Source organism: Micromonospora sp. DT46, from assembly GCF_049841735.1.
GTDB classification, from domain to species: domain Bacteria; phylum Actinomycetota; class Actinomycetes; order Mycobacteriales; family Micromonosporaceae; genus Micromonospora; species Micromonospora reichwaldensis.
The window spans coordinates 601,692-615,343 of sequence record NZ_JBNCKW010000002.1 but is presented as its reverse complement, the minus strand read 5'-3'; the positions used below and the strand labels follow the sequence as shown (position 1 = coordinate 615,343).

At 72.5% G+C, this 13,652-nt stretch carries 12 protein-coding genes and 1 riboswitch; of the genes, 7 read left to right on the top strand and 5 right to left on the bottom strand.

Annotation, left to right across the window (positions count from 1 at the left end; all coding sequences use genetic code 11):
• Nucleotides 1-134: 134 nt before the first annotated feature.
• Both ACLQ20_RS07200 and ACLQ20_RS07195 read left to right on the top strand, forming a co-directional pair.
• Nucleotides 135-2,999 carry an alpha/beta fold hydrolase gene (locus ACLQ20_RS07200; RefSeq protein WP_151456019.1) on the top strand — a complete coding sequence of 955 codons (2,865 nt, stop codon included), beginning with the start codon at nt 135-137 and terminating at the stop codon, nt 2,997-2,999.
• Nucleotides 2,996-3,871: an ABC transporter permease gene (locus tag ACLQ20_RS07195; RefSeq protein WP_151456020.1), complete on the top strand. Its 876-nt coding sequence runs from the start codon at nt 2,996-2,998 to the stop codon at nt 3,869-3,871. Before ACLQ20_RS07200 ends, ACLQ20_RS07195 begins: the two co-directional genes overlap by 4 nt.
• Nucleotides 3,872-3,884: 13 nt before the next feature.
• On the opposite strand, the gene ACLQ20_RS07190 is transcribed toward ACLQ20_RS07195, so the two are convergent.
• Complete coding sequence (locus ACLQ20_RS07190; protein WP_225852348.1) at nt 3,885-4,442, bottom strand: DUF4232 domain-containing protein; 558 nt, start codon at nt 4,440-4,442, stop codon at nt 3,885-3,887.
• A gap of 696 nt (nt 4,443-5,138) precedes the next feature.
• Between ACLQ20_RS07190 and ACLQ20_RS07185 the strand changes: the two genes are divergently transcribed.
• Entirely contained in the window at nt 5,139-6,062 is a 924-nt protein-coding gene (locus ACLQ20_RS07185) for a hypothetical protein (protein ID WP_425854622.1), read from the top strand.
• Nucleotides 6,063-6,083: 21 nt separating this feature from the next.
• Here the strand turns inward: ACLQ20_RS07185 and ACLQ20_RS07180 are convergent, their stop codons facing one another.
• Nucleotides 6,084-6,833 (bottom strand): hypothetical protein, encoded by a 750-nt coding sequence (locus ACLQ20_RS07180; RefSeq protein WP_425854621.1) that lies wholly within the window; start codon nt 6,831-6,833, stop codon nt 6,084-6,086.
• A gap of 173 nt (nt 6,834-7,006) precedes the next feature.
• Here ACLQ20_RS07180 and ACLQ20_RS07175 point away from each other — a divergent pair, with 173 nt between their 5' ends.
• On the top strand, nt 7,007-7,435 hold the full coding sequence (locus ACLQ20_RS07175; protein ID WP_151456024.1) for a DoxX family protein: 429 nt from the start codon (nt 7,007-7,009) through the stop codon (nt 7,433-7,435).
• Nucleotides 7,436-7,555: 120 nt separating this feature from the next.
• Nucleotides 7,556-7,691, top strand: a riboswitch (SAM riboswitch).
• Between the two features lie 10 nt (nt 7,692-7,701).
• A complete protein-coding gene (gene thrC / locus ACLQ20_RS07170) occupies nt 7,702-8,988 on the top strand; it encodes a threonine synthase (protein WP_151456025.1) in 1,287 nt (428 codons plus the stop codon).
• A 523-nt stretch (nt 8,989-9,511) separates the two neighbouring features.
• Here the strand turns inward: thrC and ACLQ20_RS07165 are convergent.
• Nucleotides 9,512-10,018, bottom strand: a complete 507-nt coding sequence (locus ACLQ20_RS07165) for a hypothetical protein (protein ID WP_151457550.1) — start codon at nt 10,016-10,018, stop codon at nt 9,512-9,514.
• 2 nt (nt 10,019-10,020) lie between these two features.
• A complete protein-coding gene (locus tag ACLQ20_RS07160; RefSeq protein ID WP_225852532.1) occupies nt 10,021-10,569 on the bottom strand; it encodes a matrixin family metalloprotease in 549 nt (182 codons plus the stop codon).
• 215 nt (nt 10,570-10,784) lie between these two features.
• Here ACLQ20_RS07160 and paaN point away from each other — a divergent pair, with 215 nt between their 5' ends.
• Complete coding sequence (gene paaN, locus ACLQ20_RS07155) at nt 10,785-12,458, top strand: phenylacetic acid degradation protein PaaN (RefSeq protein ID WP_425854618.1); 1,674 nt, start codon at nt 10,785-10,787, stop codon at nt 12,456-12,458.
• A gap of 83 nt (nt 12,459-12,541) precedes the next feature.
• Here paaN and ACLQ20_RS07150 read toward each other — a convergent pair whose 3' ends face one another.
• A complete protein-coding gene (locus tag ACLQ20_RS07150) occupies nt 12,542-13,075 on the bottom strand; it encodes a GNAT family N-acetyltransferase (RefSeq protein ID WP_425854617.1) in 534 nt (177 codons plus the stop codon).
• Nucleotides 13,076-13,285: 210 nt separating this feature from the next.
• Between ACLQ20_RS07150 and ACLQ20_RS07145 the strand changes: the two genes are divergently transcribed.
• The gene (locus ACLQ20_RS07145) at nt 13,286-13,489 is read left to right on the top strand and encodes a cold-shock protein (protein ID WP_121400069.1); all 204 of its coding nucleotides are present in this window, start codon (nt 13,286-13,288) and stop codon (nt 13,487-13,489) included.
• Nucleotides 13,490-13,652 lie beyond the last annotated feature (163 nt).

Sequence of the window (13,652 nt, the reverse complement as noted above, 5' to 3'; positions counted from 1 at the left end):
CGGAATTCACATGATCCGAATTCATCTCCGTGAGACGGTCTGGACCGCGCCGGTGCGACGCCGATCGGATCAACCGGACGGACGTACGGAGGATCTCAGCCAACGCTCAGGATCCGGGCCGTACCGTGTGCCCAATGAGATCGCCGTTGTCGGCCGCGTGGATCCGGCGTGCCCTGCCCACCCGCCGGCGCGCCGTCGCCGCGACGGTGGTCGTCGTGCTGCTCGCCGCCGCCGTGACCTGGGCCGTCCTGCCGCAGGGGCCGGCCATCCGCACCGAGGCGGCGTTCGTGAACGTCTCCTCCGGGCCGACCGGGGACGAGCCCGTCGTCCTGGACACGACCTTCTACCTGCCCGAGGACGCATCGGCGGCGGACAAGGTGCCGGCGGTGCTGCTGGCGCACGGCTTCGGTGGCACGAAGGAGTCCGTCCGCGCCGACGCCGAGGAGTTCGCCGGACGCGGCTACGCGGTGCTCACCTGGACCGCGCGGGGCTTCGGCCGCAGCGGCGGGCAGATCCACCTGGACCACCCGGACTACGAGGTCCGGGACGCCGAACGGCTGCTGGACTGGCTCGCCGCCCGGCCCGAGATCCGTACCGACGCCGCCGGTGACCCGAAGGTGGGCGTCGTCGGCGGCTCGTACGGCGGCGCCCTGGCGCTCCTGCTCGCCGCGCAGGACCAGCGCGTCGACGCGATCGTGCCGATGATCACCTGGAACGACCTGTCCCGCTCCTTCCTGCCGGAGAGCAGCGGCAAGGAGCCCACCGAGGGCGTGTTCAAGTCCGGCTGGGCCGGGCTGTTCTTCGGCGGCGGCGGCAACGTCGGCTCCGGGCCGGCCGGGCTCTCCGGGACCAGCGCCGCGCAGCCCGAGGGGGCGCCCGCCTCCGCCGGCCCGCCCAGCCCGGGTCCGGGCGCCGGTCCGGGGACGGGTCCGGGGCGCGCGCCGGCCGGGGCCGGTGACCCGGCGTGCGGCCGGTTCGCCGCCGACATCTGCGCCGCGTACCTGCGCATCGCCACCACGGGTCGGGCCGACCAGGCCGCCGTGGACCTGCTGCGCCGCTCCAGCCCGGCCGGGGTGCTCAACCGGATCAAGGCGCCGACCCTGCTCGTGCAGGGCGAGGCGGACACCCTCTTCCCGCTCGGCGAGGCGAACGCGAACGCGAACGGCATCGCCGCCGCCGGCACGCCCGTGCGGGTGGCCTGGTTCACCGGCGGTCACGACGGCGGCGAGGGCCCGAAGACCGACTCGGACCGGGTGAAGTTCCTGACCGTGCAGTGGCTCGACCACTACGTCAAGGGCGAGGGCGAGGCCCCGGGCGACGACTTCACCTGGTCGCGGATCGCCGGCTTCGACGCCCTCGACCGGGGGCTGGTGGCGACCGGCTACCGCTACGCCGACTATCCCGGCGTCGCCGGCACGGCCCGCCGGAGCGTACCGGTGGCCGGCCCCGCCCAGCCCGTCGCCAACCCGCCGTCACGCAACCCGGCCGCCATCTCCTCGGTGCCCTTCGCCGGTGAGCTGTCGTCGCTGCTCGGCGGCGTGGCCGGCGACATTCCCGGCCAGCACGCCCGCTTCGAGTCGGAGCCGCTGACCGAGGCGGTGGACGTCGTCGGCGCCCCGACCGTCGACGTGCGGGCGGCGTCGGCCACGGGGGAGGCCGTGCTCTTCGTCAAGCTCTACGACGTCGACCCCAACGGCGCGGCAACCCTGCCCAACGGGCTGGTCGCCCCGGTCCGGCTCACCGGCCTGCCGCCGACCATCGACGCGGCACGCCCGGTCACCGTCACCCTGCCGGCGATCGTGCGCCGGATCGAGGCCGGGCACCGGCTGCGCGTGGTGGTGGCGACCTCCGACCAGGCGTACGCCACCCCGGTCGAGCCGGCCGTGCACACCGTCGCGGCCACCGGCGCGGTCAGCCTGCCGACCGTCGCCGGCGACCCCATCCCCACCTCCGCCACCGTGTGGCGCTGGGTGCTGGCCGGCCTGGTCGCCGCGATCGTCGTCGGGCTCGTCGTGGTCGTCGCCGTGGTCCGCCGCCGGCACCGCCGCCAGGACAGCTCCATCCACCCGGCGTACGCGGGCGTCCCGCTGGCCGTGCGGCAACTCCGCAAGGAGTACGCGGACGGCTTCGTCGCCGTCTCCAACGTGGACTTCGAGGTGCACCCCGGTCAGGTCGTCGGCCTGCTCGGCCCGAACGGCGCGGGCAAGACCACCACGCTGCGGGTGCTGATGGGGCTGACCCAGCCCACCGCCGGCGAGATCTACGTCTTCGGGCACCGGCTGGTGCCCGGGTCGCCGGTGCTGTCCCGGATCGGCGCGCTCGTCGAGGGGCCGGGCTTCCTGCCGCACCTGTCGGGGCTGGACAACCTGAAGGCGTACTGGCGGGCCACCGGCCGGCCCGCCGAGGACGCGCACTTCGAGGAGGCCCTGGAGATCGCCGGCCTGGGCGACTCCGTGCACCGCAAGACCAACAACTACAGCCACGGCATGCGGCAGCGTCTCGCCATCGCGCAGGCGATGCTGGGCCTGCCCGAGCTGCTGGTGCTCGACGAGCCGACCGACGGGCTCGACCCGCCGCAGATCGCGGAGATGCGCCGGGTGCTCCAGCGCTACGCCACCGACGGCCGGGCGGTGCTGGTCTCCAGCCACCTGCTGGCCGAGGTGGAGCAGACCTGCACGCACGCGGTGGTGGTGAACAAGGGCCGCATCGTCGCCTCGGGACCGGTCGAGGAGATCGTCGGCGAGTCGCCGAGCGTGCTCTTCGACGTGACCGACCCGGAGGCTGCCCGGGCGGTGCTGGACGGCCTGCCCGGGGTGCGGGTGCTCCCCGACGGCGAGGGGCAGCTCGTGGTGGACACCAACGGCACCGCCCGCAGCGAGGTGGTCGCCGAGTTGGTCCGGGCCGGCATCGGGGTGGACCGGGTGGTGCCGCGGCGCCGCCTGGAGGACGCGTTCCTCGCCCTGGTGGGCGACAACTCTCGGGGAAGCGGAGACCGATGATGGCGGGTACGTCACCCACGGTGGGAGCGGCGGCCGGCTACCGGCCCTCGGCGACCCTGCCGTTCGGCGCCGAGTTCCGGCGGCAGGCCTCCCGGCGGCGTACGCAGCTCGCGCTCGGGTTCATGGTGCTGCTGCCGTTGATCATTTTGATCGCGTTCCAGTTCGACACGGGCGGCGACGACGACAACGGGCGCGGGGAGTTCGGCAGCCTGGTCGAGTTCGCCACGTCGGGCGGGCTGAACTTCACGCTCTTCACCATCTTCGTCTCGGCGTCGTTCCTGATGGTCGTGGTGGTGGCGCTGTTCTGCGGGGACACGGTGGCCAGCGAGGCGAGCTGGGGCAGCCTGCGTTACCTGCTGGCGGTGCCGGTGCCCCGGGCCCGCCTGCTGACGGTGAAGCTGCTCGTCGCGCTCGTCTACTCGGCCCTGGCACTGCTGCTGCTCGCCGGCACCGCTCTGCTGATCGGCACCCTCCGCTACGGCTGGGAGCCGTTGCGCAGCACTGTGGCGGCCCAGCTCGAACCGGGCGAGGGGCTGCTGCGGCTGCTGGGCGTGCTCGGCTACCTGGCGGTCGTACTCCTGGTGGTGGCCGGCCTGGCGTTCCTGCTGTCCGTGGTGACGGACGCCGCGCTGGGCGCGGTCGGCGGCGCGGTGCTGCTCTGGATCCTCTCCAGCATCCTCGACCAGATCACTGCCCTGGGCGCGCTGCGCGCGTTCCTGCCGACGCACTACAGCACCGCCTGGCTGGGGCTGCTGTCGACGCCGGTGCAGACCGACGACGTGGTACGCGGGGCGATCTCGGCGATCAGCTACGCGACGCTGTTCTGGGGCCTGGCGTTCTGGCGCTTCACCCGCAAGGACGTCACCAGCTGAGACGCCGGGCGCCTCACGGCAGCGGCCGGGGGCTGCTCGGCGCCGACCTGCTCGGCACCGGTCTGCCCGGCCGGGCCGGCGTCGGTGCCGGGTCGGTCGCCTTCTTCCAGGCGCTGACGCCGATCCGGCCCGTGTTGCCGAGGTCGACGGGCCCGTCCAGGCCGACGACCTGCGCGGCCCCGCCCACTTCGGGCGCGACCTCCAGGCGCTCGCCATCGGTGGCTACGACCGTCGGATCGGTGACCAGATTGCGCCAGAGCACAGCGGCGCCGGCCCGCTCGCCGGGCTGCAGGGTCAGTGGCCGGGGCGGGTCGTCGAAGCCCGAGGTGATCTCCCTGGCCCCGTGGACCACCCGGACCGGGATGGTGTCGCCGTCGCCGTCGAACAGGCGCAGCACGGGGTAGCCGTTGAGCCGGTAGGGCTTCGTGCCGCAGTTGACCAGTTCCAGACCGAGCGCACGCAGACCCATCGCGGCGCTGCTGCCCGGCGAACTGATCCGGACGCCGGCGGCCGGGCACTCGGTCGTGGGAGTGGCCCAGAACGCCGTCGCCGACGCGGTCGCCGTCGGCATCGTGCCGGGCATCGTGGTCGGCGCTGATCCGGCTGGCGGCAGGCCGGCCGGCGGCAGGTCAGCCGACGGCGGGTCGATCGCCGGCGCACAGGCACCGAGCAGGACGAGGCCGCCGATCGCGAGCCCGACCGCCCGTGCCGGACCTGCAATGCCGTCGCGAGGACGCGGTGCGAGTCCGCCCGCGGGTCGGCCCCCGAGTCGGACCGTAGGGCGGCGTGCGGGTCGGGGTGCGGGGAGGGCCATCGCCCGATCATCGCACCGGCCGGTGCGCCGCCGATCCTCTGACACCCGCCCGTGGGGATCCGGTGGCGCTGTCGAGCTGCCTCACCTGCGGGGCCGGCGGGCCGGGGCACCCGGGCGGTGCCTGTCGAGCTGAATCGCCTACGACATCACCCGGCCCGCGCCACCCGGGGCGAAGCTCCTGACTCGACACCGCCCGGGCGCATTCTGTGATTGCATGGCGCCTGTGAGTGAGAATCGGGTATGGCCACTCCGCCCGCCGGGCCGCCACCCGAGCCGCCGACCGAGCCCTCGTCCACGTCTCTGCCCGGGCCACCGGCTGAGCCGCCGTCCGCTTCCCCGCCCGTGCCACCACCGGAGCAGCCGTCCGAGCCGTCGTCCAGGTCGAAAGCCTGGGCCGTGCTGGCCGATGAACGCCTGCCCGGGTTTCGCGGGCTCCCGCCGAAGCAGCGCGCGGTGTACGCGACCGTCGCCGCCGTCGTCGTCGTGGTCGGCGCGCTGTTCGCCTACCAGGCCAACTTCCTCCTGGACCGGTCGACGGCCACCGAGCGGGCCCGCTCGGACAAGCAGGCTCAGGAAGCGGTCGACCGTGAGCAGCCCGCGTTCGTGTCCACCGTCACGCCCCTGGACTACGACCGGGACCTCCCCGAGGCCTTCCGCGTGCTGCTCGACCGGCCGCTGACCGAGGGCGAGCAGGCCACCCTCACCGCCCTGAACGGTGATGCGTCGCGGGTGTGGGAGTTCATGAAGCCGCTCGGCGGCCGGGTCGTCGAGATTGCGTCCTACGTGGCGCCCTTCGAGGACGGCAACGAGAATCGCGGCGGTGCCCAGACGTTCGACCTGAACCTGAACAGCGATCGCGTCGCCGGACTCACGATCAACAACATGGTCGCCGTCAAGGACTCGTGCCACGCACCCACGGCGCAGACCGTCGTCACCATCCCCCCGGGGGGTGCCGAGTCCCGGCAGGGCCTGCTGTGGGACCTGACCGGCGGGCCGACGGACAAACCGCACGGCCCGTACGTCCTGGACGAGGGCGAGCCGCAGGAAGGCCAGCTGTACTTCCGCCGCAACGTCGTCGAGCTGGGCAACGGCCAGTCGAACATGGCGTTCCGGGTCCAGCCGGAGGTGACGACCCACACCTGCCAGTGGCACATCGTCGCCTCGTACACCGACACGACCGGTTCCCACGAGCAACGCATCCCGAGCGGTGCCGGCACGTTCACCACCGAGGCCGTTCCGTCGCAGCCCGTGCAGTACTTCGAGCGCGTCCCGACCTCAGGGTGGGGCTGCCTCGGCGAGGTGAGTCAGCAGGGCTGCACGGCCACCGGAATGATCCGGCTACCGAGGCCGCCGACCCACCGACCGGTCCCCGACTGAGGCGGCCCGGTCGCGGGGACGTCAGCGGGAACGGGGCCTGCGCTTGCGGGTGGGGGAGTCGGGGGAGTCCGGCGCGGTGCCCGAGTCGGCGGTGTCCCCGTCGCCGGACGCGGCGGTCACCCGGGCGTCGGTGTGGCTCAGCTCGGCCAGCGCCGCGCCCCTGAGCTGGTAGACGGCGGTGCGCCGGATGCTCAGCTCCGCCATCGGGCCGCCCGCCGGTCGGGTCAGGTAGACCACCGTCGCCCTGCCGTCGCGCACGCTGACGCTCTCCACCGGCGTACGGTCGCCGAGGTCGACCTGGGCCTGGTAGTCCGGCTCGCCCCTGACGTTGCGCCAGGCGGCGAGGGTGAAGAAGCGGCCGGTGCCGCCGCCGTCGAGCACGACCACGCCGATCGCGTCGCCCGCGCCGTCGCCGTCGAGGTCGCCGATGCCGCACGGCCGCTGCAACTCCACCGTCGTGCCGTCCCGGTCGGCCCACCGGCCGTTGGAGAGGCGGAGCGGGGCGGCGTACCCGCGGTAGCGGACCTTCCGGCTGCCGATGCGGGTGTCGCGCAGTTCCAGGCAGGTGAGCTGGTCGCCGGTGCGGCGCGGGGTGGGGGTCGCCCGGGTGGTCGCCGGGGTGGCGTCGACGTCGTCCCGCTTCGCGGCGGTGCCGGCGGTCCGGTCGGCGGACCGGTTCCGCTTCTTGCGGTTGCCGGTGGAGCAGGCGGTGGTGAACGCCAGCAGGCAGGCCATGGAGAGCGCCACCATCGGGACGAGCTTGCGACGCATCGCGCGTTCCTTTCCGTCGATGTGCCCGAACCGTAGCGGGCCCGCGCCAACGCCCTCGTGAACGGTTCGCCGCCGCCGATGGGAGCGTTCCCACAGAGGGGGAACCAATCGACATCGTCAAATGTCCGGCGGCATTCTGGTGTCGTCCCCTCATTCTGACCGGAGGTGCCCTGATGCTCGCTGACCGGATCGGCGGCCCGGCCCTGTCCCTGTTCCGTGCCGTCGTCGGCCTGCTCTTCCTGTGCCATGGCCTGGCCTCGCTGCTCGGGGTCCTCGGTGGCAGCCGGGGCACCGGCGAGGCGGTTCCGCTCGGCGAGTGGCCGGGGTGGTGGGCCGCGCTGATCCAGGCGGTCTGCGGCGGGCTGGTGCTCGTCGGGCTGTTGACTCGCGCGGCGGCCCTGCTGGCGTCCGGCTCGATGGCCTACGCGTACTTCGTGGTGCACCAGCCCGACGCGCTGCTCCCGCTGCGCAACGGCGGTGAGCTGGCCGTTCTGTTCTGCTGGTCGTTCCTGCTGATCGCCGTGTTCGGCCCCGGCGCGTGGGCGGTCGACACCGCGTTGCGGGCCCGACGCCCCGCAGATTCCCGCTCGGTGACCGCCTGAATCCGTACCGTCGAGGAAGGCCCCCCGGTCGCCCGACGACGGCTGCGGGATCGCTCACAGCGTGGGATCTCGCGTCGATCCGGGCGGCGTCGGTGCTTAGACTCGACGGCACAACTGCATACCTCATCCAGAGGGGCTGAGGGATACGGCCCGACGACGCCCCGGCAACCACCCCGCGCGCTCATCGCAGAGCGACCGGCGGGGCAGGTGCCAATTCCGTCCCCGCCGCAGGGTGCGATGCGGGGAAAGATGAGAGGACCCGCGACATGACGTCGACGTTCGCCCCCTCCGGCATCGACACCACCGCCAGCCCCGCCCGCGCCCTGGTCTGCCGCGCCTGTTCGGCGCGCTACCCGCTCGCCGCCCAGCACGCCTGCTACGAGTGTTTCGGCCCGCTGGAGGTCGACTACGACGTCGCCGCGCTCGCGACGGTCACCCGGGAGCAGATCGAGGCGGGCCCGCAGAACATCTGGCGGTACGCGGCGCTGCTGCCCGCCGGCCAGGACCCGGCCACCCGGGTCACCCTCGACCCCGGCTTCACCCCGTTGGTGGCCGCCCCGCACCTCGCCGCCGAGCTGGGCATCACCGCCCCGCTCTGGGTCAAGGACGACAGCGCCAACCCGACCCACTCGTTCAAGGACCGGGTCGTCTCGGTGGCGCTGACCGCCGCCCACGCGCTCGGCTTCAGCCGCTACGCCTGCGCCTCCACCGGAAACCTGGCCAACTCGGTCGCCGCGCACGCGGCCCGGGCCGGCGCGCCGTCGGTGGTCTTCATCCCCGGCGACCTGGAGCAGGGCAAGGTCATCACCACCGCCGTCTACGGCGGCGAGCTGGTCGCCATCGACGGCTCGTACGACGACGTGAACCGGCTCTGCGGCGAGTTGGTGGAGACGGACGAGTTCGAGGACACCGCGTTCGTCAACGTCAACGTGCGCCCCTACTACGCCGAGGGCTCGAAGACGCTCGGCTACGAGGTCGCCGAGCAGCTCGGCTGGCGGATCCCCGCGCAGGTGGTGATCCCGATGGCCTCCGGCGAGCTGCTCACCAAGATCGACAAGGCGTTCGCCGAGCTGGTCGAGATCGGCCTGGTCGAGGCGCCGGCCGGCGGCTGGAAGGTGTTCGGCGCGCAGTCGGCCGGCTGCAACCCCATCGCCACCGCCCTGCACGCCGACACCGACACCATCACGCCCGTCAAGCCGACCGGCATCGCCAAGTCCCTCAACATCGGCGACCCGGCCGCCGGCATCTACGCGCTGGAGGCGGTGCGGCGCACCGGGGGCTGGATGGAGTACGTCGACGACGACGAGATCCGCGCCGGCATCCGGCTGTTGGCCCGGACCACCGGCGTCTTCGCCGAGACGGCCGGCGGGGTGACCGTGGCCGTGCTGCGCAAGCTGGTCGAGTCCGGCCGCCTCGACCCGACCGCCGAGACCGTCGTCTTCAACACCGGCGAGGGCCTCAAGACCCTCGACGCGGTGGCCGGCGAGGTCGGCCCCACCCACCGCATCAAGCCCTCGCTCCGCGCCGCCCGCGACGCCGGCCTCCTCGGCTGACCCCGCCCCGCACCCCTGGTCCTCCCCCGCCCCTCCGCGTCGATCATGAGGTTGGCGGCGAAGTTGATCGCGAACAGTGCCGCCAGCCCCGGGCCTCAGAGGGCCGGGAGCTGGCGTGTCGAGGGGGTCGCGGGCAGGAGAGTGGGGGATTCGGCGGGTAACTGGGATTTCGCTGTGAGTGCGGAAAACGCGCCGACAAGGACTTGACGGCAGGAACCGGACGGCGCAAGATGCTCCGTGCGGGAGGGCGTTTCGCCGGAGACTTTCAGTTCTTGCGACCCAACGCCGGAGGCGTTGTGCGAGCGTCCCTCCCGACCAACTTCCGATCGGGCCAGCGGTTGATCCGCTGGCCCGATCGTCGTCGTGCAGCACACCCACGTCAAGCGGGCTGAACGAGCGCGTCGATCCCCACCGCCGACCTGACCGCGACCACCGGGTCGCGGTGGGGTCGGGGGAGGTTGGTCCGGCCCGGGCTGGCTGCCGATCGGATCGGGGCCGGGCGCCCCTGCGGTGTCCGCCCGAGCTAGGACACCGTGGTGTCCTGGTTCGCCACCGCCTGGGTCCAGACGTGCACGCTCGCGCCGGTGACCGGTGCCAGGGTCGGGGTCAGCACCAGGACGTGTTCGTCGGACCCGTTCCGGCTGGTGAGGGGCAGGACGTACGCGGAGCCGACGGCGAGTTGCTGGACGCCCTCGACCGTCCAGGTGTCCTTCCCGCGGGTTCCGCCGAGTTGGTCGACGAGAATGGTGTCCTCGACGTCGCCCTTGAGCTTGTCGGAAACAGCGACCTTGAAGATGGTGTGGGGGGCGCCGCGCTCACCCTGGCGTACCTCCGCGACGCCAGTGACGGTCCCGACCACGACCGCATCGGCGTAGCCGGCGACCTTGGCGCGGTTGGTGGTGTCGAACGCGAAGCTCACCGAAACCGGGTGGGTCTGAGCCGGGCGAAGCTGTTGGTAGGTGAACCAGCCGCCGACGGCCAGGACAAGGGCGACCAGCCCGACGAACGGGGCCTTCAGCCGGTGGTTCATCTTCAGTACCCCCATTTGCTGTGATAGGTGCTGATGTCCCACGATTGCAAATTGTTGTTCATGTTCGGGTTGTAGTCGGTCGAGTAGGGGTCCATGACCGCAACTTCAGGACCGTGGTCGAGACCGATGGCGTGCCCGAATTCGTGGGTCATCGCGGCGTGATCACGTGAGGTGCTGTAACTGTCGAGATAGTGGGTGTTCATGACGATGTCGTCCGCGCCGGCTACGCAGGAGTAGTAGGCGACCGTGCCGTTCCCGCCGTCATTGCTGTCGCTGACGTCGACGTCGGAGTAACTCCAGGCGTCGTCCGCTCTGACGTCGATGGGATTGAGCGCGTTCCACTGGTTGACCGCGTGATTGAGCGAGTCGTTGTACTTGGTGAAGTCATCGTAGACGAGTTCCCCGCCGTCGACCGCGTTGCAGGCGCTTCCGGCGATTCCCACGTCAGCCGCGGCAGGGGTTGCGAACAGGGCCGACGCGGCGAGCATCCCGGACACCATCAGCGTCGACCAGGCCGGCCGGCGACGGAAGGCAGACTCTCGTTGCTCCACAGAACCTCCTCGAATATAAATAGAAGGTTGTCACTGTAACCGACCCGGGGCATCCGATGTGGACCCGAATTCCCCGGACCCCGGTTCGCCCGAGGGGGGTGCGGGCGTGCGGCGACGCCGCCGCTGCCTCGGCGGCTGGACGGACTGGCAGCTCACGATCCGAGTTGTGACACGGCCCTACTGATCTGAGGGGTTCCTGTTGCATGATGGCGGGCATGACGGAGACCCCGCACCCCCTGTACGACAGGCACGCCGACACCCTCAACCGGGCGCTGACCGCGATCACGGAGCGCGGGTACTGGTCCGCCTACCCCGAGTCGCCCAGCCCCCGGGTCTACGGCGAGACCGCCGCCGCCGACGGCAAGGCCGCCTTCGAGGCGTACCTCGGCGGTGACTTCCCCCTCGACCAGCCGGGCACGGCCGACCGGGTCGCCACCGAGAGCAGCCCGTTCGGCGTCGAGCTGAACGTCCGTTACCCGCACGCCGGCGCCGACGAGCTGGTCGCCGCCGCCACCACGGCCCTGCCCGGCTGGCGCGACGCCGGCCCGCAGGCCCGGGTGGGGGTCTGCCTGGAGATCCTCGACCGGCTGCACAAGCACATCTTCGAGCTGGCCAACGCGGTGCAGTTCACCAGCGGCCAGGCCTTCGTGATGGCCTTCCAGGCGGGCGGCGCGCACGCGCTGGACCGCGCGCTGGAGGCGGTCGCCTACGCGTACGCGGAGATGACCCGGCACCCGGGGACGGCGGGCTGGGAGAAGGCGGCCGGCAAGGGCGACCCGCTGCGGATGACCAAGACCTTCCACGTGGTGCCGCGTGGCGTGGCGCTGGTGATCGGCTGCAACACCTTCCCGACCTGGAACTCGTACCCGGGGCTGTTCGCCTCGCTGGTCACCGGCAACCCGGTCGTCGTCAAGCCGCACCCGCGCGCGGTGCTGCCGCTGGCGATCACGGTGAAGTACGCCCGGGAGGTGCTCGCCGAGGCCGGCTTCGACCCGAACCTGGTGCTGCTCGCCCCCGAGGCTCCCGGGGAGAAGCTCGCCTCCACGCTGGCCCTGCACCCGGCCGTGAAGATCATCGACTTCACCGGTTCCACCGAGTACGGCGACTGGCTGGAGGCCAACGCGCGGCAGGCGGCGGTCTACACCGAGAAGGCCGGGCTGAACACGGTGGTGATCGACTCCACCGACGACTTCGCCGGGATGTGCCGCAACCTCGGCTTCACCCTGAGTCTCTACAGCGGCCAGATGTGCACCACGTCGCAGAACATCCTGATCCCCGGCAACGGCATCGAGACCGACCAGGGGCACAAGAGCTTCGACGAGGTGGCGGGCGGGATCGCCGCGGCGGTCGCCAAGATCACCGCCGACCCGGCGCGCGGGGTGGAGATGACCGGCGCGATCGTCAACGACGGGGTGCTGGAGCGCCTCGACGAGGTCACCAAGGTCGGCGAGGCGGTGCTGGAGTCGCGTACGGTCGAGCACCCGGCCTTCCCCGGCGCGGTGGTCCGCACCCCGACGGTGGTCAGGCTGGCGGCCGACGACACCGCGACCTACTCGAAGGAGTGGTTCGGGCCGATCTCGTTCGCCATCGCCACGGACTCCACCGCGCACAGCCTGGAGATCCTGCGCGCCACGGTCGGCGAGAAGGGCGCTCTCACCGCGGCGGTCTACTCCACCGACGAGGCGGTCCTCGACGCGGCCGAGACCGCGGCGATCGAGGTCGGGGTGCACCTGTCCTGCAACCTGACCGGCGGGGTCTTCGTGAACCAGTCGGCGGCCTTCTCCGACTTCCACGGCAGCGGCGCCAACGCGGCGGCCAACTCGGCGCTCACCGACGGCGCCTACGTGGCCAACCGGTTCCGCATCGTGCAGTCCCGCCGGCACGCCTGAGGTGCCCGGCTGCCCGGGTCGGCCCCGCACCGGCCGCTCCGGGCAGCCGATCCGGTTCTGGCGGAACGGGTCACCGGCGCGGGTCAGGCCGGGCGGCGCATCTGGAGCTCGGTGAGCGCCGGGACCGTGGGGTGCGGGACGCGTACGCCGGTGTCGACGAAGCCCAGCCGCCGGTACGCGCGGTAGGCCCGGTCGTTGCCGACCACGACCTCCAGCATCAGTTCGGGGCGCCCGCAGGCGCGGGACCAGGCCGCGACCGCGTCGACGAGGTCGCCGAGGAGGCCCGTGCCCCGCCAGGGCGGGGTGACGTAGACGGCGTACACCACGGTCAGCCCCGGCTCCCCGGGGGCCACCGTGCCGCCGGCGTGCCCGACGAGCCGGCCGCCCGGGTCCGCGACGAACTGGGCGGTGCCCGCCCCGACGGAGACGGACGCGATCCTGGCCGCGTAGTCGGCGTGCGACCGGGCCGCCGCGTCGGCGAGGGTCTCCAGGAAGGCCAGCGGGGCGTCGGCGAGCATCTCCAGCCGCAGCGCCCGCATCCGAGCCGCGTCCGGGGGGCGGACCCGCCGGATCTGCGCCCGCCGCGTCGGCCCCGGACCGTCGGGCGTGCTCGTCATGCCGAATGCCTATCACAACGATGACGGCCGATGGCGTTCGATCGGCGTATGTCCGATTTGTGGTCGTGCGGTGTCGTCACGCTTCGTGTAGCGTGCGATTTCGGTCACCGTTTCAGCGGCCCTCGTCGATCGCCGAGCCGGTGGTCCTCCGGTGCCGGCCCGCCCGGCCTCCGGGGTCGTGGAACGCCGCGCAGAGTGAGGAAGTGCACCGTGGCAGAGGGCACCGTGAAGTGGTTCAACTCCGAAAAGGGCTACGGCTTCATCGCCGTCGACGGTGGGCAGGACGTCTTCGTCCACTTCTCGGCGATCGAGATGGACGGCTACAAGGCGTTGGACGACGGCCAGCGGGTCGAGTTCGAGATCGCCCAGGGCCAGAAGGGCCCCCAGGCCGAGCGCGTGCGCGTCATCGCCTGACGGGCGTCCCTCCCGCGCCCCCGCGCCGACCGACCTCCCGACCACCGGTCGTGGGGCGCCGGCCGGGGGCGGCCTGGTGGTCCGGGCGGTCGTCGGCCGGTCCGCTGCACGGGGCCGGGCAGTCTGCCGGTCCGCTGCACGGGGGCGGGCTTCGGCGCGGTTG